This is a genomic window from Halanaerobaculum tunisiense, from assembly GCF_054657635.1.
Genome location: NZ_BAAHYI010000002.1, coordinates 18834 through 39320 on the forward strand (window position 1 = coordinate 18834; position 20487 = coordinate 39320).

Annotated in this window: 23 protein-coding genes and 1 riboswitch; of the genes, 22 read left to right on the forward strand and 1 reads right to left on the reverse strand. The window is 36.0% G+C overall.

Translation table 11 applies throughout. From position 1 onward, the window contains the following. Window positions 1-82 precede the first annotated feature (82 nt). The 13 genes from mnmG (ACYQ3D_RS01710) (at window position 83) to ACYQ3D_RS01770 (ending at window position 14084) form a co-directional block, all read left to right on the forward strand. Window positions 83-1948: a tRNA uridine-5-carboxymethylaminomethyl(34) synthesis enzyme MnmG gene (gene mnmG, locus ACYQ3D_RS01710; RefSeq protein ID WP_459835513.1), complete on the forward strand. Its 1866-nt coding sequence runs from the start codon at window positions 83-85 to the stop codon at window positions 1946-1948. Continuing rightward, a complete protein-coding gene (mnmG, locus tag ACYQ3D_RS01715) occupies window positions 1948-3819 on the forward strand; it encodes a tRNA uridine-5-carboxymethylaminomethyl(34) synthesis enzyme MnmG (protein ID WP_459835515.1) in 1872 nt (623 codons plus the stop codon). The genes mnmG (ACYQ3D_RS01710) and mnmG (ACYQ3D_RS01715) overlap by 1 nt, the downstream gene beginning before the upstream one ends. Before the next feature lie 8 nt (window positions 3820-3827). Then, the gene (rsmG, locus tag ACYQ3D_RS01720; protein WP_459835517.1) at window positions 3828-4547 is read left to right on the forward strand and encodes a 16S rRNA (guanine(527)-N(7))-methyltransferase RsmG; all 720 of its coding nucleotides are present in this window, start codon (window positions 3828-3830) and stop codon (window positions 4545-4547) included. An 81-nt stretch (window positions 4548-4628) separates the two neighbouring features. After that, window positions 4629-4988, forward strand: a complete 360-nt coding sequence (locus tag ACYQ3D_RS01725) for a hypothetical protein (protein WP_459835519.1) — start codon at window positions 4629-4631, stop codon at window positions 4986-4988. 568 nt (window positions 4989-5556) lie between these two features. Further along, a complete protein-coding gene (gene hydG, locus ACYQ3D_RS01730) occupies window positions 5557-6942 on the forward strand; it encodes a [FeFe] hydrogenase H-cluster radical SAM maturase HydG (protein WP_459835521.1) in 1386 nt (461 codons plus the stop codon). Then, window positions 6917-7159, forward strand: a complete 243-nt coding sequence (locus tag ACYQ3D_RS01735; protein WP_459835523.1) for a hypothetical protein — start codon at window positions 6917-6919, stop codon at window positions 7157-7159. Before hydG ends, ACYQ3D_RS01735 begins: the two co-directional genes overlap by 26 nt. Window positions 7160-7322: 163 nt before the next feature. Continuing rightward, window positions 7323-8693 (forward strand): [FeFe] hydrogenase H-cluster radical SAM maturase HydE, encoded by a 1371-nt coding sequence (gene hydE / locus ACYQ3D_RS01740; RefSeq protein WP_459835526.1) that lies wholly within the window; start codon window positions 7323-7325, stop codon window positions 8691-8693. Continuing rightward, window positions 8671-9891 carry a [FeFe] hydrogenase H-cluster maturation GTPase HydF gene (gene hydF, locus ACYQ3D_RS01745; RefSeq protein WP_459835528.1) on the forward strand — a complete coding sequence of 407 codons (1221 nt, stop codon included), beginning with the start codon at window positions 8671-8673 and terminating at the stop codon, window positions 9889-9891. Before hydE ends, hydF begins: the two co-directional genes overlap by 23 nt. 20 nt (window positions 9892-9911) lie before the next feature. Continuing rightward, a complete protein-coding gene (locus ACYQ3D_RS01750; protein WP_459835530.1) occupies window positions 9912-11051 on the forward strand; it encodes an aminotransferase class V-fold PLP-dependent enzyme in 1140 nt (379 codons plus the stop codon). A 256-nt stretch (window positions 11052-11307) separates the two neighbouring features. Beyond that, window positions 11308-11397, forward strand: a riboswitch (cyclic di-GMP riboswitch). Window positions 11398-11551: 154 nt separating this feature from the next. Then, window positions 11552-12223 carry a DUF554 domain-containing protein gene (locus ACYQ3D_RS01755; protein ID WP_459835532.1) on the forward strand — a complete coding sequence of 224 codons (672 nt, stop codon included), beginning with the start codon at window positions 11552-11554 and terminating at the stop codon, window positions 12221-12223. Window positions 12224-12268: 45 nt separating this feature from the next. Next, window positions 12269-13216: a peptidoglycan DD-metalloendopeptidase family protein gene (locus tag ACYQ3D_RS01760; RefSeq protein ID WP_459835534.1), complete on the forward strand. Its 948-nt coding sequence runs from the start codon at window positions 12269-12271 to the stop codon at window positions 13214-13216. A gap of 30 nt (window positions 13217-13246) precedes the next feature. After that, on the forward strand, window positions 13247-13669 hold the full coding sequence (locus ACYQ3D_RS01765) for a polymer-forming cytoskeletal protein (RefSeq protein WP_459835536.1): 423 nt from the start codon (window positions 13247-13249) through the stop codon (window positions 13667-13669). Next, complete coding sequence (locus tag ACYQ3D_RS01770; protein ID WP_459835538.1) at window positions 13659-14084, forward strand: GNAT family N-acetyltransferase; 426 nt, start codon at window positions 13659-13661, stop codon at window positions 14082-14084. The genes ACYQ3D_RS01765 and ACYQ3D_RS01770 overlap by 11 nt, the downstream gene beginning before the upstream one ends. Here ACYQ3D_RS01770 and yyaC read toward each other — a convergent pair whose 3' ends face one another. Beyond that, on the reverse strand, window positions 14085-14771 hold the full coding sequence (gene yyaC, locus ACYQ3D_RS01775; protein WP_459835540.1) for a spore protease YyaC: 687 nt from the start codon (window positions 14769-14771) through the stop codon (window positions 14085-14087). Window positions 14772-14904: 133 nt separating this feature from the next. Here yyaC and ACYQ3D_RS01780 point away from each other — a divergent pair, with 133 nt between their 5' ends. The 9 genes from ACYQ3D_RS01780 to ACYQ3D_RS01820 all read left to right on the forward strand — a co-directional run bounded on the left by ACYQ3D_RS01780 (window position 14905) and on the right by ACYQ3D_RS01820 (window position 20487). After that, the gene (locus tag ACYQ3D_RS01780) at window positions 14905-15963 is read left to right on the forward strand and encodes a YkvI family membrane protein (RefSeq protein WP_459835542.1); all 1059 of its coding nucleotides are present in this window, start codon (window positions 14905-14907) and stop codon (window positions 15961-15963) included. Next, window positions 15944-16090, forward strand: coding sequence for a hypothetical protein (locus ACYQ3D_RS01785; protein WP_459835544.1), 147 nt, complete (start codon window positions 15944-15946; stop codon window positions 16088-16090). The genes ACYQ3D_RS01780 and ACYQ3D_RS01785 overlap by 20 nt, the downstream gene beginning before the upstream one ends. A gap of 91 nt (window positions 16091-16181) precedes the next feature. Further along, complete coding sequence (locus ACYQ3D_RS01790) at window positions 16182-17033, forward strand: mechanosensitive ion channel family protein (protein ID WP_459835546.1); 852 nt, start codon at window positions 16182-16184, stop codon at window positions 17031-17033. A 607-nt stretch (window positions 17034-17640) separates the two neighbouring features. Further along, on the forward strand, window positions 17641-17823 hold the full coding sequence (locus ACYQ3D_RS01795) for a DUF951 domain-containing protein (protein WP_459835548.1): 183 nt from the start codon (window positions 17641-17643) through the stop codon (window positions 17821-17823). Window positions 17824-17917: 94 nt separating this feature from the next. Further along, complete coding sequence (ychF, locus tag ACYQ3D_RS01800; RefSeq protein ID WP_459835551.1) at window positions 17918-19015, forward strand: redox-regulated ATPase YchF; 1098 nt, start codon at window positions 17918-17920, stop codon at window positions 19013-19015. A gap of 104 nt (window positions 19016-19119) precedes the next feature. After that, window positions 19120-19404 carry a 30S ribosomal protein S6 gene (gene rpsF, locus ACYQ3D_RS01805; RefSeq protein ID WP_459835553.1) on the forward strand — a complete coding sequence of 95 codons (285 nt, stop codon included), beginning with the start codon at window positions 19120-19122 and terminating at the stop codon, window positions 19402-19404. 19 nt (window positions 19405-19423) lie between these two features. Next, window positions 19424-19825: a single-stranded DNA-binding protein gene (locus ACYQ3D_RS01810; RefSeq protein ID WP_459835555.1), complete on the forward strand. Its 402-nt coding sequence runs from the start codon at window positions 19424-19426 to the stop codon at window positions 19823-19825. 25 nt (window positions 19826-19850) lie between these two features. Next, window positions 19851-20060: a 30S ribosomal protein S18 gene (gene rpsR, locus ACYQ3D_RS01815; protein WP_459835557.1), complete on the forward strand. Its 210-nt coding sequence runs from the start codon at window positions 19851-19853 to the stop codon at window positions 20058-20060. Window positions 20061-20166: 106 nt separating this feature from the next. Beyond that, a complete protein-coding gene (locus ACYQ3D_RS01820) occupies window positions 20167-20487 on the forward strand; it encodes a MazG-like family protein (protein ID WP_459835559.1) in 321 nt (106 codons plus the stop codon).

The following is a 20487-nucleotide window of genomic DNA, read 5'->3' on the forward strand; positions in this document are numbered from 1 at the left end:
CCTGTATCAAAATTTTAAAAAGGATAATTTTTGATTGTAAATTGTCTATTGTCAATTGGTTTTATAAGAAGGAGGAAGAGGAATGAAAGAGTATGATATTATAGTAATTGGTGCTGGACATGCAGGTTGTGAAGCAGCTTTAGCTAGTGCTCGGATGGGTTGTAGTACTTTATTATTAACTTTAAATATTGATCACGTTGCTTTAATGCCTTGTAATCCTTCTATTGGAGGTCCGGCTAAGGGAAATATTGTCCGAGAGATAGATGCTTTAGGAGGAGAAATGGGTAAAAATATTGATAAAGCTTATGTGAATATGCAATTGTTAAATACCTCTAAAGGACCAGCTGTCCATGCTTTAAGAGCGCAAGCGGATAAGCATAAGTATCAAGTAGAGATGACTAAGACTTTACAAGAACAGGATAACCTTGACCTTAAACAAACAGTAGTAACAGATATAATGATTGAGCAAGGAGTAGCAACAGGAGTAGAGACTATTACAGGAGTTAGCTATCAGGCTGAGAAAGTAGTTTTAACCACAGGTACTTCGTTAAATGGTAAAGTAATTATTGGTGATATTAAGTATACTGGTGGTCGACAAGGGGAATTTGCAGCAGTTAAATTAGCTGATAGTCTTGAAGAAGCAGGGATTGAACTGGATAGATTCCAGACAGCTACTCCTCCGCGAGTAGATAAGAGTACAGCCAATCTGGAGCAGATGAGAGTTCATCCTGGAGCAGAAGAGCCCTTACAGTTTTCCTTCTTTGCTTCAAGAGATGAAAGAGAGCAGATTCCGTGTTGGCTGACAAGAACTAATGAGGACACTAAAGAAGTAATCAAGAAAAATATCGAAGAATCTCCGCTATCAACAGGAATTGTAGAAGGGGAAGGCCCAAGGTATTGTCCTTCTATTGATCGGAAAGTAATGCGCTTTCCAGATAAGGAAAGTCATCAGGTTTTTGTAGAACCTGAAGGAGCAGATACTAATGAACTCTATTTAAATGGGTTAACTACTAGTATGCCTGAGGAGTTCCAAGAAGATATTATCAGAAGTGTACCTGGTTTAGAAGAAGCGGAGATTGTACGACCAGGTTATGCTGTAGAGTATGATTATATTCCTCCCTATCAGTTACAACCAACAATGGATAATAAAGTAGTAACTGATCTTTATACAGCAGGCCAAATTAATGGAACAAGTGGTTATGAAGAAGCAGGAGCCCAAGGTTTAATGGCTGGAATTAACGCTGTATTATCTATAAGAGATGAAGAACCTTTGATTTTGAAGCGGTCTGAGGCTTATATAGGTGTTTTAATTGATGATTTAGTAACTAAAGGTACTAGCGAACCTTATCGAATGTTGACTTCGCGAGCGGAGTATAGATTATTATTGCGCCATGATAATGCTGATTTAAGATTAAGCGAGATTGGTTATCAGGTAGGGTTACTAGCAGAAGATGATTATAGACAAGTAAAAGATAAAAAGAATAAGATTGAATCTGCTTTGGAAGTCTTAGATAATACTAGGATTACTCCTACGAAAGAAGTTCGCCAGACTTTGCAAGAATTAGGCAGTGGTGGATTAAAGAAACCTGTTAATTTAGCTACCATTCTGCAGCGACCAGAAGTTGATTATCATGATTTAAATAAATTATCTGCTGAGATACCAGAGATTGGCCCGGAAGTTAAAGAACAAGTCAAGATTAGAGTTAAGTATCGAGGTTATATTAAAAAACAACTTAAACAAGTAGAAAAGTTTAAAGAAATGGAAGAAAAGAAGTTACCAACAGATATTGATTATCAGCAGTTGGATAATTTAAGGTTAGAAGCGAGAGAAAAATTAGATCGGATTAGACCAGTCTCTTTAGGTCAAGCTTCTAGAATTTCTGGTGTTTCACCAGCTGATATTTCGTCACTAATGATTTATTTAGAACAGTTAGAGAGGGATCATTAATGAAAGAGTATGATGTAATTGTAGTAGGTGCTGGTCATGCTGGTTGTGAAGCGGCTTTAGCTAGTGCTCGGCTAGGGTGTCAGACTTTAGTACTTACTATTGATCTGGATAATATTGCTTTAATGCCTTGTAATCCAGCAATTGGTGGGCCAGCTAAAACTAATATTGTCCGGGAGATAGATGCTTTAGGTGGGGAGATGGCTAAGAATATTGATCGTGCTTGTATCCATATCCGGAAATTAAATACTGGTAAAGGTCCTGCTGTCCAAGCTTTACGAGCTCAAGCAGATAAAATGACTTATCACCTAGAGATGAAGCAGGTTTTAGAGCAAGAAGCTAATCTTAATTTACGCCAGGGGTTAGTAGAGGAATTAATTGTAGAGAATGATATTGTCCAAGGGGTTAAGATTAAAAGTGGGGCTCAATTCAGGGCTCAAAAAGTAATCCTAACGACAGGTACTTTCTTGCAAGGAGAGATCATCGTAGGCCAGACTAGTTTTAATTCTGGTCCCCATCATCAGTTTCCAGCAAATGCTTTATCAGCCAATTTAGAAGAGTTAGGTTTTGAATTAAGAAGATTCAAGACAGGAACACCTCCGCGGGTAGATAAGAGAACTATTGATTTTGCTGAATTAAAAGTCCAACCTGGTTTAGAAGAGCCAGTAGCTTTTTCTTTTACAAACCAGACGATTAGCAATAATTTAAATCAGCAGGACTGTTGGGAGTTATTTACTAACCAACAGACTCATCAGGTGATTCAGGAAAATATTGATCAATCCCCTATGGTAGCTGGTTTATTAGAAGGGGAAGAGCCAAGATATTGTCCTTCGTTAGAGACTAAAGTACAAAAATTTCCTGATAAGAACAGGCATAAGCTGTATTTAGAACCAGAAGGAGAGTATATTTATGAGATGTACTTATCTGGTTTTTCTACTAGTCTACCAGAGGAGATTCAAGTAGAAATGTTACGTACTTTACCTGGCTTTAGTCAGGCAGAAATTATGCGTCCTGCTTATGCTATTGAATATGATTGTCTAGATCCTACTGTTTTAAAACCTACTTTAGAAACTAAGTTAGTTACTGATTTATATACTGCTGGTCAGCTGAATGGTACTAGCGGTTATGAAGAGGCAGGTGCCCAAGGAATTATGGCTGGGATTAATGCAGCTAGGGCAATCCAAGGGAGAGATTCAGTTATTTTAGGCCGGTCTGATGCTTATATAGGTGTTTTGATTGATGATTTAGTAACTCAAGGAACTGCTGAACCTTATCGAATGTTGACTTCGCGAGCTGAATATAGATTAGTATTACGCCAGGATAATGCTGATTTAAGGTTAACTCCTCTGGGATATAAATTAGGTTTAATCTCCCAAGACAGATATGATAAATTTCAGACTAAACAGGAAGCAATTAAAACAGAAAAGAAACGATTGCGAAATACTGATATTTATTCTTCTGACCAAGAGGCTCAAGACTATCTGGCAAGTTTGGATAGCGCTCAAGTTAAGAATAAAGATAATTTAGGTCATTTATTGAAAAGGCCTGAACTGGATTATGATTCTTTAGCTGCTCTTGATCCTCAACGGCCAGAATTATCCTCTGCTGTGCAAGAAGAAGTAGAAATCCAACTCAAGTACGAAGGATATATTAAACGTCAGCAGGAACAAATTAAGCGCCAAAAAGAGCTTGAAGAAGCTAAGATACCGGCAAGTATTGATTATGAGCAATTGGATAATCTAAGTCTAGAAGCTAAAGAAAAGTTAAAACAGATCAGACCGCTTTCTGTAGGCCAAGCAAGTCGAATCCCTGGCGTTTCTCCAGCGGATATTTCAGTTCTAACTGTTTATCTTGAACAATTTGATAGAAATTAGGTGATAAAATGATCAAGCAGAAGAAAAAAATAGTTAAGGGAGCCAAAGAATTAGGAATTGATTTAACTGAAAAACAGATTAAAAATTTTAAAACTTATCTGGAAATTTTACAAAAATGGAACCAAAAAATTAATTTAACTGCTTTAGATAGTGCAGAAGAAATTATTGTTAAACATTTCCTGGATTCCTTATCCTGTTTAACGGGAATAAAATTAACGGGAAATGAGAAAATTATTGATGTAGGAACTGGAGCTGGTTTTCCTGGTCTGCCGATTAAGATTATTTATCCTGAGTTAAATCTTACTTTACTGGATGCTTCACAAAAACGGATTAGTTTTTTACGCCGGGTTTGTTATAAGTTAGGCTTAAAAAAAGTGGAATTTATTCATGGACGAGCTGAGGACTATGGTCAAGCTAAGGAGTATCGGGCAAGTTATGATTATGCTTTAGCTAGAGCAGTAGCTAAGTTGAATATTTTAGCTGAGTATCTACTACCGTTTACTAAGGTAGGAGGACAAGTTATAGCGCATAAAGGACCAGAAGTAGATAATGGACTAGCAGATAGTAAAGCAGCAATTCAAGAATTAGGAGGACAACTAAATCAAGTACAGGAACTTAATCTACCATTTAGAGAAGCAGAAAGAAGATTAGTACTAGTAGATAAAGTTGCTTCTACGCCACTAGAGTATCCTAGACAAGCAGGACAACCAACTAAGAATCCATTATAGGAATTATCAATATAGGAGGGGCCAAGACTGAAAAAAATAATTCTTATACTCTTAATCTTGCTACTAGCTTGTCCTCCAGCAGTGGCTCAAGTTAAACTAGAAACTTTATTAACTACAGAAGGATTGAATGAGCAAGGGGTACCAGTTACTATTCAACAGGAGTTTAGTTTAAGTGAAGATGATGGAGTTCAATACTATGTAGCGTGGCTTGCTGATGAGCAAAATCATAATTTAGTCGTCAAGTGGTTTGATCCTCAAGATAAATTAGTTAATTTATTATCTTTATCTAATTTTTCTAAGAATGTAGTTCGAGATTATATTAGTTTTTCTAATAAAACACAAACACAACTTTTTGTTCCTGACCAGGTAGGAGAGTACACGATTTATCTATATTGTAATCAGGAAGTAATTGCTATCACTACATTTCGGATTACTGAGTGATGAATTCGGAAAATTTCCGAGATAAAATATATATAATAAAGTAACTCGGAAAATATCGGCTAAGCTCCTATTTGCAACTGCTCAAGAGGTAAGGTATAATAAACTTGTAAGTTGCATAGTAGTCTAATAAAGTGGGAGAAATCCTGCTTTAGAGGATGAACTCACAATTAAAAAAGCAACTCTTAGTGAAAGGGGGGGACCTGATCACCCAGAGGGCTAAGCAATAGGCGTAGTAAATCGCGACTTGCCCTCAGGGTAAGTCTTTTTTATTTGGAGTAGGAAAGTAATTGCTAATTGTACATTATTGATATATTGTGTCACCAAAGGTGACACAGTCGTCAATCGTGTGCTGTGTGCTGTCAGCCAATTCAAAACATTCAAATTCAAAACCTAACCCTTATAATTCCTATATTCTAAAGGGCTGAACTATATCTATGGTTTTGAATTGAAGAATTTGACTTGGCTCACGACACATAGCAGACAGCTGATAGCTGATATAAAGTGGCACGAAAGTGCCACTTTATATCAATTAAGTTTAATTGTCAATTAAAAAAAATGAGGTGATAACATGAATCAGGATTTTATAGAGGATGCTAAATTAGAACGAATTTTAACCGAGGTAGAGCCGACTGAAAGAGAGATAGAAAGGATTATTAATAAGTCTTTAAATAAGGAACGATTGAGTCTCCAGGAGACAGCTTGTTTATTACAGGCTGATCAACCTGAAGAGATAGATAAGATTTTAGCTGGGGCCAAACAGTTAAAGAATAAGGTGTATGGTGATCGAATTGTATTTTTTGCTCCTTTATATGTAGGAAATAAATGTATTAATAACTGTAAGTATTGTGGTTTTAAGGCTTCTAATAGTCAAATTGAGCGGTGTACTCTAAGTCATGACCAGTTAGCTGACCAGATTAAAGCTCTAGAATCAAGAGGTCAGAAGCGATCTATTTTAGTTTATGGGGAACATCCTGATTATGACGCTGATTTTATTGCTGAGACTGTTAAAACAGTTTATGACACTAAAGAGGATACAGGGGAGATTAGACGAGTTAATATTAATGCTGCTCCACTTGATGTTGCAGGTTATAAAAAACTTAAAGAAGTTGGTATTGGGACCTATCAGATCTTCCAAGAGACATATCATCATGAGACTTACCAGCAAGTTCATCCTTCTGGACCTAAATCGGACTTTGCTTGGCGTCTGACAGGCTTAGATAGAGCAATGGAGGCTGAGGTTGATGATGTAGGTATTGGTGCCTTGTTCGGACTATATGACTGGAAATACGAAGTGTTAGGTTTATTAGAGCATACAATCCATCTCGAGGAGAAGTATGGAGTTGGCCCGCATACTATTTCTTTCCCTCGTTTAAAAGAAGCTACTAATATGGATATTGATGAGGAGTATTTAGTTGATGATGCTGAATTCAAACGACTAGTAGCTATCTTACGTTTGGCAGTACCATATACGGGGTTGATTTTAACTGCTAGAGAAAGTGCTGAGATTAGACGAGAAGTAATTGAATTAGGGGTTTCCCAGATTGATGCAGGAACAAGAATTGAGATGAATGGTTATACAGCCAAGGGTGAGGAACAGGATTTAAATCGAGAACAGTTTAAGATTGGTGATACTCGGTCCTTAGAAGAAGTAATCCACGAACAAGTTAATAATGGTCAATTGCCTTCTTTTTGTACTGCTTGTTATCGGTTAGGCCGAACAGGAGAACACTTTATGGAGTTTGCTATTCCCGGTTTTATTAAGCGTTATTGTACTCCGAATGCTATCTTAACTTTTAAAGAGTATTTAGAGGATTATGCAACTGAGGAGACTAGACAAGATGGTGAGCAGTTAATAGCTGATAAAATGGCGGAAATTAACAATCCAGAGATTAAAGAGGAATTAGAAGATAAATTAAGGCGGGTTGCTAATGGAGAACGAGATTTATACTTTTAAAACAGAGATAAGTAATCTAATAGATAAAAATCAGATGAAGGTCTGGTTAGCTAAGAAGCATGGCAAGCGGGTAGAACATGTCTTTAAGATAGGAACAGAACAGTTTATTCCTCCGCAGACAATAGTAGAGAATGCAGATTATGTTTTACTAGGGCAGAATATTGCAGATGTTAAGGAGCAACTACTAGATTTATTTGAGCAGTATATAGAAGTTTAAGCTATGAGTCATCAGCTATTAGCTGTGAGCTAGTTCAAAACCTCTACAATCAAAATCTAATCTTTATGAAGTTTGAGATATCTTTTTGATTGGGATTTTGGTTTTGAATTAGCTCATGACTCACGACTCATAGCTCACGACTAATTCGAAAGCAGGTGGCAAAATGGCTTTACGGGATAAATTTTTAGCTGAGGAAAGTGATGAACAGTCAGTTTTAGTCTGTGCTTCTACTCATCATATGCTAGAAGCTAATCAACGGCTTAAGAAGCAAGGAATTACAACTGAGCTGGTTCCTACCCCACAGGGGATTGGCTCAGCTTGTACAACAGCTATTCGCTTTAGTAGACACCAAGAATCTAAAGTAGAAGAAGTACTCAATAATTACTCTACTATTGAGTGGGAAGATATCTATCCTATTGAGCCCAAGGATAGAAGAGCAGAATGGCAGGATTTATTGGAACTTGATTTGAGAGCTGGATTCAAGAAAGCTTTAAGTAAGGTAGCTCAAGATGGAGTATTATCCAAACAAGAGGTAATTAGCCTTTTAGACGCGGAAGGTGATGATGAGCTAGAGGCTTTATTTGCTTCAGCTAATAGAATAAGACAAGAAATGGTCAGCGATATGGTTGATATTCGAGCAGCAATTGAGTTTTCTAACTATTGTACTAAAAATTGCAACTATTGCGGCTTGCGTCGGGATAATGATATTCCCCGCTATCGAATGACTGAGGATGAAATTTTAGAAGGAGTAGCGGAGATAAATGAGTTAGGGATTAAGACGGTTATTCTCCAGTCTGGTGAGGATCCGTGGTATACTACTGATAAAATTGTTAGTATCATCCGACGGATTAAAGAAGAGTTTGGGATGCAGATTACTCTTAGTTTAGGTGAGCGATCTTATAAAGAGTACCAGACTTTTAGAGAGGCAGGGGCCAACAACTATTTGCTCAAGATAGAAGCAGCTAATCTTTGTTTATTTGACCAGATTAATCCTGATGATGATTATGAGACGAGAAAACAGCATACTAAATGGCTCAAGGAATTAGGTTATATTACTGGCTCAGGAGGGATGATTGGTCTACCTAATCAGACTATAGACCACTTAGCTGAAGATATTCTCTTCCAGAAGAAGTATGGGATTCATATGATTGGAGTTGGCCCGTTTTTACCAGCTGCTGGAACACCATACGAAGACTATACTGCTGGTGATTTTTTATTATCACTAAAGGTTGTAGCAGTGATGCGTCTGGTCTGTCAAAATGTATTTATTCCTTCGACGACTGCCTTAGCTTCTTTAACTGAAGATGGGCAAACAGAAGGCTTAAGAGCAGGAGCTAATGTGATTATGTTGATTATGACTCCTCCTGCCTTACGAGATAATTATCAGATTTATAGTGAGAAGAATATGGTTGATTTAGATTTTGCTGTTCAATCCATTTTAGAGGCTGATCGAAAAATTCCCCCATATATTAATCTAGACCAACTTAAGCGGATAGATAGGAGTGAGATAGATGCAGAAAACACCACAGGCTAATCGAGTTCATATAGCTATTTTAGGGCGGAGAAATGTTGGTAAATCGAGTTTGATTAATGCTTTAACTAATCAGGAATTAGCAGTTGTATCAGAGATAGCAGGGACTACTACGGACCCAGTTTATAAGTCGATGGAATTACATCCTTTAGGTCCAGTAACGATGATTGATACTGCCGGAATTGATGATACAGGTGAATTAGGTGAGTTACGAGTCAAGAAGACTAAAGAAGTCTTAGGCCGGACTGATTTAGCAGTCTTAGTAGTTGATCCTGAACAAGGAGTTGGTGACTACGAGAAGGAACTGTTAGCAGAAGTTGAAGCTAGAGAAATACCTGTAGTAGGAGTTATTAATAAATTAGACAAAGTAGAAGAAATAGATGAACAAGAACTAATGGAAGAGTTAGGTACTAAGTTATTAACTGTCAGTGCTACAGAAGAGACAGGAGTTGAAGAACTAAAGAAAGAGATTGTCTTTAATGCTCCAACCGAATTTGAAGAGCCACATATTATTGGTGATTTAATCGAGCCTCAAGATACAGTTGTTCTAGTAGTTCCAATTGATAGTGCTGCACCTAAGGGGCGCTTGATCTTACCTCAGATGCAGACTTTACGTGATGTATTGGATAATGATGCGCAGGCAATGGTGGCCAAGGATACTGAATTAGAAGGAGCTTTAGCTGAGCTGGAGTCTAAGCCAGAGATGGTGGTAACTGATTCACAAGCCTTTAAAGATGTATCTACTGTAGTACCAGAAGAGATTAAGTTGACTGGTTTTTCTATTCTTTTTGCTCGCTATAAAGGTGATTTAGAGATTTATACTAGGGGAGTTAAAGGAATTGAAGCATTAAATCCGGGCGATCAAGTCTTAATAGCTGAATCTTGTACTCATCATCGGACTGCTGAGGATATAGGAACAGTCAAGATTCCTAATTGGATAGAAGGATTTGTTGGTGGAGAATTGGAGTTTGACCATGTAGCTGGCCGAGAATTTCCAGGACAGATTGAGAAATATGATTTGATAGTCCAGTGTGGTGGTTGTATGACGAATAGAAAAGAAATATTATATCGGTTAAAGAAAGCTGACAGTTTAGGTATTCCAGTTATTAATTATGGGATGTTGATTGCTCATGTGCATGGGATTTTGGATCGGGCTTTAGAACCTTTTCCCACTGCTAAAGAGATTTGGGCCCAAGAATAAGTAAAAAAGGGATGATGTAAGTGATTTATCTTGATAATGCAGCTACAAGTTGGCCGAAACCAGAACAAGTCTATCAGGCTATGGATCAGTTTATGCGCCAGAAGGCAGCCAACCCAGGTCGGGCCGGACATCAGATGGCTGCTCAAGCTGGGGAAGTAGTCTGGCAGACAAGAAATTTGATAGCAGATTTCTTTAATGCAACTAGTAGTCAAGAGATTATCCTAACTAAGAATGCAACGGAAGCTTTAAATTTGGCTCTGCAAGGTTATTTAGAAACAGGAGATCATGTAGTAACGACTAGTTTGGCCCATAACTCTATTTTACGACCACTAAAAGAATTAGAACCAGAGATAGAGTTAACAATTGTTCCTGCAGATAATAGAGGCCAGGTTAAGTTAGAGCAGATACAGAATAGTCTCCAGGAGAATACTAAGTTAGTAGCTGTAAGTCATGCTTCTAATGTAACTGGTTATTTATTACCTCTAGCAGAATTAGGAGAGTTAGTAGCAGATAAAGATATTAGATTATTAGTTGATGCCGCCCAGACAGCTGGGGTTTATCCGATTGATGTCCAACAGATGAAGATTGATCTGCTAGCTTTTACAGGGCATAAGTCTTTATTTGGCCCGCCAGGGACAGGAGGACTGTATTTAAAGGAGGATATAGAACTCAACCCCCTACTAACAGGAGGAACTGGTAGTAATTCAGAGGATATTTACCAACCTCGGATCAGACCAGATAGATACGAGAGTGGAACCCCTAATACAGTTGGTTTAGCTGGCTTACAGTCAGGAGTAGAATTTATTCTAGAGCAAGGTTTAGCTGATATTAGACAACATGAGAAAAAATTAGTAAAGTATTTAGTTACTGAATTAGAACAGATACCAGAAGTTAATTTATATAGACCAACTGAGATAGAGAATCAAGTGCAACTTCTGTCAGTTAATTTTGGCACTGAAGATGCAGGTGAAGTAGGTTATGTTTTAGATAAGGCCTTTGATGTAGCAGTCAGAACTGGTCTCCATTGTGCTCCTTTAGCTCACCGTAGTTTAGGTACTTTTGAACAGGGGACAGTTAGATTTAGTGTTGGTTATTTTAATACATTAGAGGAGATAAAAAAAGTAGTAGAGATCAGTCAAGAAATAGCTGCTGAAGTTTAGGAAGCTGGAAATATTAAGTAACAACTTCATTAATGAAGTTGCTATGGGAGATGAATAAACTTAAGGAATTATTTAAAAATATTATACCCTAATAGTATTTCAAATTGACTATCCTCCCCTGAATTCAGGGGAGGATTTGTTTAGTTAATCTATTTTTATAACTGGATTAAAAAATAATATCTGGTTGAGAAAGGAAAAACGAAAATTATCTAGTATTATTGTAATAAGTAATTAAAAAGTAAATAAATCGATTTATCCTCAAAAAAGTCACACTTATTGAAAAATAAGGTCGCAAAGTTATGAGTTTACGGTGTAATTATTATGCTAGGACTGTCAGGCTACCGAAAGGAATATTTCGTTTATAGATCCTATTCCTTAGTTTTATTTGGCGAGGAGTAGGATCTGTTTGTAATTATTGTAAAAAATATCTATGGGTTTATTTAGCAGGAATCTTGATTAAAATAGTGAATAAAATATAACATAAGGAATGGTGGTTAAATGTGACAGGAACTATAGTAAATACAATAGCAATTGTCATTGGAGGTAGTATAGGATTATTTTTGGGAGATAAACTCCCCAATTCGCTAAAAGAAGTTGTAATTCAGGGGCTAAGTCTTGCTGTCTTATTAATTGGGTTCCAAATGGCTCTCAAAGGTCAAGAAATGACTTTAATAATTTTTAGTTTAGTGATTGGAGGTCTGATTGGGGAAGGACTAAAGATTGAAACCAGATTAGAGCAGGTAGGTAATTGGTTAGAAGGAATATTTGGTAGTCAAGATGGTCTAGTAGTTGGCTTTGTGCAGTGTAGTTTGATTTATTGTGTGGGGGCTATGGCTATTATGGGGGCGGTTCAGGATGGATTACAACAAAATCCTTCTACTTTATATGCTAAATCACTACTAGATGGATTTTCTGCTATTGCTTTTGCGTCCACATTGGGGGCAGGGGTTATTTTAGCAGCTGGTTCTGTTTTGGTCTACCAAGGAACAATCACTTTGTTAGCTAGCTGGTTAACTAGTATTTTAACCTCCAATGTAGTGACTGAGATGACAGCTATTGGTGGATTATTGATTGTAGGAATTGCTCTTAATATATTAGAAATAACTGAGATCAAAGTGGGTAATTTATTACCTGCAATTTTAGTTAATGTTTTGTTAGTAACTTTCTTTTAGATCTTAGTTAGGTTGAAAATAATAAGTTAGGAAGGGGGGGAGACGATGTCTGAAAATAAGTCAAAAAAAGAGATCACTTTACAGATTATACCCCATACTTCGCAAGATGTATTCCGGATTCGAATTCCAAAAAAATGGTTAAGAGTTGCTGGTGTTTGTTTATTAGTTAGTCTGGTATCTCTACTAGGGTGTTTATATTATTACTATACCCAGTATGATTCTGTGCAGCAAAAAATAGCAACTCTTAAACCTTATGAGCAACAAAACAAACAATTAAAGAAGAAAAACGAACATTTGTATGAAAAGCTAGCTAAGTTATCTCGGGAGACAGAAAAAATAAAAGAACAATTTAGTCAACTAAAGAAAGAAAACCGTAAGATCAAGCAGATGGTTGATTTTAATAGCCAGCCTGACCAGCAAGCTAAAGTAGATTCTACAACAGTTAAAACAGTAAGTTATACTCCAAAGCAAGCAAATGAAAATGTGGTTCGACAGGCGGAAAAAAATGTTAGTTCTTTACAAAAGGATCTACCACAAGGGGAACAGAAATTATCCCAACTGAAAGAAGATGTCACAAGGTATAAAGATTATTTAGCTTCTAAACCACAAGGGTGGCCGATTAAGAAGCAGAAAGGAAAAATCAGCTCTGCCTATGGTTATCGTGATCACCCCGTATTGAATAGAAAAGTGTTTCATGATGGGGTAGACATTGGAGTCTGGTATAATCACAAGGCAATTGCTACTGGAAGAGGAAAAGTTATCTTTGCTGGGCAAAAACAAGGTTACGGAAAAGCAATTATTATTGATCATGGTTATGGCTACCGAACTTTATATGGACATAATAAACGATTGTTAGTTAGAGTAGGTGAGCAAGTAAGTAGAGGACAGACTATTGCTTTAACTGGTAATACAGGCCGGAGTACTGGTCCGCATCTACATTATGAAATTCAATACCAAGGTAAACCAATTAATCCTATAGAATATATAAAATAGGTTATAAAATAATCAAGGAGGGTATAACTAATGTTTGGAAGTGATAAACAAGATGATAAAAATGTAGGGACAGTAATTAGTCAAGAAACAATTATTGAAGGCGAGATTGAAGTGGAAGAATCAATCAGGATTGATGGGCAGTTAAATGGTACACTAACTGCTGAAGGAGATGTATTTATTGGTCAAGAAGGTAGATTAACTGCTGATATAAAAGCTGAAAATGTGATGATTGCTGGTTCAGTAGAAGGCAATGTAGTAGTTGATGATAAATTAGAGGTTGTTAGTACAGGCCGGTTGAGTGGAGATATTAGTATCTCTAATTTAGTGATTCATGATGGTGGCGTCTTTGAGGGAAGTAGTACAGCTAATTTAGATAGAAGCCAGTTGGCTTCAGATGAGGAGCAAGAAGCTGTAATAGACTTACCTGATGAGGAGCAGGTTAATGAAGGTTAAACAAGCAACAACTAACCAGGAGTTAGAGCAGGCTTTAGAGGTCAGAAAAGAAGTATTTGTCGAAGAGCAAGATGTACCTTTAGAATTAGAAATTGATGGTAATGATCAACAGGCAGATCAGTTTATAGCTGTCAAGCAAGGAGAAGTAATTGGTACTTGCCGGCTTCGAAGCGATAATCAGACAGGTAAGGTAGAACGAATGGCTGTTAAGGTTGATTTCCGTCGCCAAAGAGTAGGTAGTAAGTTGTTAGAGTCAGTTACTATGTATGCTCAACAACAAAAGTTAGCTACTCTCGTTTTACATGCTCAGTTAAAGGCGCGAGAATTTTATCTGCAGAATGGTTTTCAGGTTATTTCGGAAGAAATAATTGTAGAAGCAGGAATTGAACATGTTAAAATGAAGTTAGAGCTGTAGTTATTTTAAAGTCTTAGCTAAGGCATAAGAGATTATTTTAGACATTTTAAATACTATATTCAATCTAGTGCTTTGGAGAACAAAGTACTCCATATAGCCAGCTACATTAACTAAACCAGTAATATGTAGATTGCCTATTTCTGGCAATTTTTTATCGACTCCAGTGCCTGGTTGTAAGGGACCATTTTTGACGCTGATTGAACCAACACTATTATTCTTTCCTAATCCAGCATCAATAGCTATAATAAAAGGATTATTATATTTGTGTTGGATTTTTTCAATTTGATCTTGTAGATTGGTAGCGTGGACTGGGTTTTCTAAAGTACCTAAAATATCAACTGAATTATTAAAGCGGAATTTAGTTAGTTTGGATCCAACTAAAGGGCCTAATGCATCTCCTGTGGAACGATCAGTCCCAATACAGGCCACGATTAATTTCTGGTGGTCTGCGTGATACTTTAGTTGTAGCTGGTGATTAATAATTTTTTTTAGATTAGAAATTGCTAGTGGATCATCAATATGAACTCGGTTGTTAGTTAGTAGTTTTTGTCTATCAAAGTCAGTTGAGGATATATTCTGTAAAGCCAAGTAGCAACTTTGACAGACAGGTTGTTGATCCCTAAAGAACTTAGGGTTAGCTAGTTGTGTTGCACAGTATTGACAGCTTGTTGGCTCTTGTGGTTTCATGTTCTTCCTCCCTAAAGAAGCAATTTATTATCTTTTTTAGTATATGAGTTTATAGCTAGTTTTAAACTGTAATATTTTACTAATTTAAGTTTATTTCTTATTTCATATGTATTAAAGAGGGGGGAGGAATAATATGAAGTTAAAGAGATATTTTCAAGTAGCTGTTACATATATCGGAGCTATTATTGGAGCTGGATTTGCTTCTGGCCAGGAGTTACTACAATTTTTTATTGTCTATGGCGCTAGTGGTCTAACTGGAATTATCATCTCAGGTCTGTTATTTATTTTATTAGGTATTAGTATGGGGTTAGTAGGCTACCACTTTCAATTAGAGGATTATCATAATTTATTTTATAAACTTGGCGGTAGAGTAATTGGTTTAGTAGCCGATCTTTTTTTAACTTTATTTTTATTAGGAAGTTTAATTGTTATGCTAGCTGGTTGCAAAGAAATCTTTAATTATCTTTTTACTTGGCCTCTTAATCTAGGGTTAGTGGTGACAGTGTTTATCATAGTCGGTAGTAATTATTATGGATTGGAAGGAATAATGAAATTAAATACTCTATTAATCCCTGTTTTAATTATAATTAGTCTGGTAGTAGTAATTAATTTAACTACTACGGCTGATTTAGTTGAGCCCTCATTCTCTTTTAAGTTACCTATTGTTACTTCTGCTGCAGTCTATAGTGGTTATAATTTAGTATTAGGAATGGTTATTTTACTACCTTTAACAGCTAAAATGAGGCGACAGGAAGTAGTTATAGGTATCTTTGCGGGAGGATTGATGTTGGGAATAATTGCTTTTGTAATAGGTAGTATTTTGTTGCAGTATACTCCAGAAATTATTGCTAGTGAGATACCTATGTTGGAGATAGTTTATAAGTACCAAGCTAAGCTTTATTATGTCTATGGTATAGTATTGTGGTTGGCAATGTTGACTACAGCAAGCTGTAATTTATACGGCTTAGTAACGAGGTTAGAAGCAGTTTGTTCTTTAACTAAAGGTAGATTATTATTACTAATCTTAGTTATTGTGCTACCAATAGTTAATTTACGTTTTTCTAAATTAGTTGAATTAATTTATCCCTGGTTAGGAAAAATAAATTTGAGTTTGATGGCGGGATTAATAGTTAGTTATGCCGGACAGAAGGTGTATAAAGGAAGTGGTGATTATGGAGGTTACTGGCTCTAGTTGGCTAGAAATTGATTTAGATGCTATTAAATATAACTTAGAACAGGTACGAGATAAACTAGATATGACAACTCATTATAATCTGATACAGCAGAAGTTTTATACCAGGGCCAACGTTATTTATTAGGAACTATTAATTATGAAGTGGTTAGTAGAGTTGGCCCGAGAATACCTAGATTGTTTTATGAAAATGGAAAATTACAGAAAGGAGAGCTAATATGGAGCAAGTGATTGCTTGGTTAGCTCAATTTTTTGCTCCTGCTACTTTAATTCAAATTGGACTAGCCTTGCTACAGATAGTAAGTATTGTAGTAGCTACTAAATTATTATTGTATTTAGGAGATAAATTTCTAACGCAGATGTTTCGAGAAAAAGCTGATACTGATCAGTATGTTAAACAACGAAATAAGACATTAAATAGTTTATTACATAGTGGTTTACGGTATCTTTTCTATTTTATAGGCGGGACTATGGTACTTGAGGTTTTAGGAGTGCCAACTGTTTCGATTATCACTGGAGCAGGAGTAGTAGGGGTAGCTGTTGGTTTTGGAGCTCAGAGTTTGGTTAAAGATGTTATTACTGGTTTCTTTATTATTTTTGAAAAACAATTTGTAGTAGGCGATTATATTAAGATTGCTAATCGAGAAGGTATTGTAGAGGAGATAGGTCTCCGCGTAACTAAAATCAAAGACTTTGATGGTATAATTCATACTATTCCTAATGGTAGTATTGACCAAGTAACTAACTTGACTGCTAGTGCAAGAAGAGTTGTAGTTGATGCAGCAATTACTTATGAACAGGATATCCAGGAAGCACTTAATGTCTTAGATAAGTTATGTGAGGAAATTAAAGAAGAATATACTACAGTATTTAAAGAAGGGCCAACTGTGCTAGGAGTCCAGGAGTTAGCTGATTCCAGTGTTAATTTACGTTTAGTTGCTATGGTGGAGCCTTTTCAGCTTTGGCAGATGGAACGGGTACTAAAACAGCAGGTTAAAGAACGTTTTGATCAGGTAGGGATTGAGATTCCTTATAATCATTTAACAGTTGTGGAGAAGAGTGAAACATAATTGATATAATGTCGTCCCCTAGTTTACTAGGCAAGAGTTTTCTCACTCTCTGAATTTTTTCAAACTCATCTAGAGCTCACTGCTTAAAAATAAGGCTAACCTAATTTAATATTCTACAAATTAGGTAATTCAAGCCTTATTTTTACTCCAGATCGCTAAGATTCGTTACTAAAAAAATTCAAATATCGTTGTGAAACTCTTACCTAGTAATTACAAAAGGTTGCTCTGGTTTAATTTAAGTAGAACAATCATTAAAAGTTACCAATTCTAGAACTTTTTAAGTTTTTGAATTTTAAACAGGAAAGAGAAGCGTTCTAAGATTAAGAACTAGAGATTAAACTAAATTTTAATACTACTTAGCAGCTGAACATTTTTTCAATGGTAAGAAGCATTTTCTCTTTCCTAAGACTTTTTGGATACTTTTTTGTCGTGAAAAAAGTATCACGGAAAAAAGCTTGCTTGCAAGCTTTCCGGAATGAATTTTAAGGTTGTAGAGATTAAAGTGTAAATTTGTAAAGTTATACTTTATATCAATAATCAGTTCTGTTTGCATTTTCTACTATTTCCTTATATACTTTTATAAGGAGTTTAACTAGGAGGTGACAGCATGGAATTTGCTGTTGGAGAAGTCGTGCAGTTTAAGAAAGAACATCCCTGTGGGAATGATAAATGGGAAATTTTAAGAACAGGAGCTGACTTTAGAGTTCGCTGTTTAGAATGTGATAGACTTCTGATGTTACCGAGAAAAAAATTTGAGAAGAGTGTTCAGCAGAAAGTAGAGGAAGGTTAAGGACAAGGCCGAGGTTAAGGATTAGATTAAGGACAAGGTCACTGTAAATTATAAATTATAAACTGTAAACTAACATAAAGGAGCGGTTTGTACTATGGGTTTGAAGTGTGGAATTGTAGGATTACCTAATGTAGGAAAATCAACTTTATTTAATGCAATTACTGAAGCAGGAGCTGACTCAGAGAATTATCCTTTCTGTACTATTGATCCTAATGTAGGGATTGTAGATGTTCCAGATCAGAGGTTGGATAAGTTAACTGAGTTAATTGAGCCCCAGGAAACAATACCGACAGCTATTGAGTTTGTGGATATTGCTGGGTTAGTTAAAGGAGCTAGTGAAGGAGAAGGATTAGGAAATAAGTTTTTAGGCAATATTCGGGAAGTGGATGCTATTGTTCACGTTGTTCGTTGTTTTGAAGATGATGATATTACTCATGTCGAAGGTAGTGTAGATCCTTTACGGGATATAGAGATTATTGAAATGGAGCTTATTTTAGCTGATTTAGATAGTGTAACTAATAAAAAAGAAAAGACAGAACGGATGTTAAAGTCTGGGGAACAAAAGTATGAAGAACAATTTGAAGTATTAGAAAAAGTAGAAGCTGTACTAGAAGAAGGTCAGCCAGCTCGGATTTTAGATTTATCGGCTCGAGAAGAAAAATTAATTAGAGATTTAAATTTATTAACGTTAAAACCAGTTTTATATGCTGCTAATGTAGGAGAAGAGGATATTGTTCAGGAAAACAATCCTTTAGTAAATAAGATAAAATCTAAAGCAGAGCAAGAAGAGGCAGAAGTAGTAACTGTTAGTGCTGGAATTGAGTCAGAAGTAGCTGAGCTTGGTGGTGAGGAAAAAGAGCTATTTTTGGCAGAATTAGGAATAGAAGAGTCAGGTTTGGATAAATTAATTAAAGCAGGTTATCGGCTGTTAGGTTTGCTTACTTTCTTTACAGCAGGAGAGAAAGAAGTGAGAGCCTGGACGGTACAACAAGGAGCTACTGCTCCAGAAGCTGCTGGAACGATCCATTCTGATATGGAGCGAGGATTTATCAGAGCAGAAGTTATCAGTTATGAAAAGTTAGTAGAAGCAGGTTCTTTTGCTCAAGCTAGAGAAAATGGTACTTTGCGTTTAGAAGGTAAGGATTATATAATCCAGGATGGAGATGTCTGCCACTTTAAGTTTAATGTTTAGTCAAAAAGGTTGTTTGCAAATTGGTCAAGCTATGTTATAATAATAATCGATTCCATGCTCTAACTACAATTTAGGGCCATGACCATATGGAGGAGGTGAAGTGAATGCGAAAATACGAGACTATGTTTATTATTAATCCTGATTTAGAAGAAGAAGCTACAGAAGAATTAGTAGAAAGAGTAACTGATGCGATTGCTAATTACGAAGGTGAAGTAGTTAATTTAGATGAATGGGGTACTAAAGAATTGGCTTATGAGGTTAATGACCATCAAGCTGGTTATTATACAGTAGTTAATTTCCAAGGTACTCCTGCAACTGTTGACGAGCTAAGAAGAGTTTATGATATTAATGATAATATCATGAGAAATATAATTCTTAAGGATGAGTAATAGCAGGGTGGTGTAATAAGTGCTTAATAAAGTTGTGCTAATCGGTAGATTGACTGATGACCCTGAGTTAAGATATACTCCCAGTGGGACAGCAGTTTGTAATTTTACATTAGCTGTGGAGCGTAATTTTAGAAATAGAGATGGCGAATATGATACTGATTTTATAGATATTGTTGTCTGGCGTAAGCAGGCTGAAAACTGTGCTAATTACTTAGCTAAAGGAAGATTAGCAGCAGCAGAAGGTAGATTACAGATTAGATCTTATGAAACTGACCAAGGCCAACGCCGAAGAGTAACTGAAGTAGTAGCTAATAGTGTTCAGTTTTTAGAGTATGGAGATAGTAGTAACAACAATAATAATCAGACTTCTGATCAAAATCAGTCCGCTAATAATGATGACGATATAGAAGTACCATTTTAAATAAGTTTGTTAAGGAGGTGACTGTATGGCACGGGGCAAGTCTTGCGAATTTTGTGCAAAAGATATAGAAAAAATTGATTATAAAGACGTCCAAAATCTACGTAAATATATAACTGATCGAGGAAAAATTCTACCAAGAAGAATTACTGGTAATTGTGCGCAACACCAAAGAAAGGTAACTTCAGCAATTAAGAGAGCTAGAAATATGGCTTTATTACCTTTTAAGATAGACTAGTTTATTAAAAGGAGGTATTTGATACCTCCTTTTATTTTAATTTTGCAGGAAAAAGAATTTTTTTCCAGAAGTAAGTGGTAGACATTGGTTATTTAGGAGGTTCTTCATGAAAAAGTTTAACTCTAAAGAAGGGTCTATCACAAAGAATTTAAAAATTATTGAGTGGCTGAAGACAGAGATATTAGATAACATATCTAAATTATTTAAGTCGATGGTAGGAGATAATGATCAATTTGAATTATTGGATATAATAGCAAGTATTATCATGGCTATCTACTTGTTGGCCCAAAGATTAGGTTATTCTTTTGACCAACTAGATAGGAAGTTAGAGAAAAAAATCCAAAATAACATAGATAGCGAACACCAGATTGAAGAGTGGTATGGCGACTTAAGTAAACTTTTAGAGCATTTGCGGAAGCGAAATTGA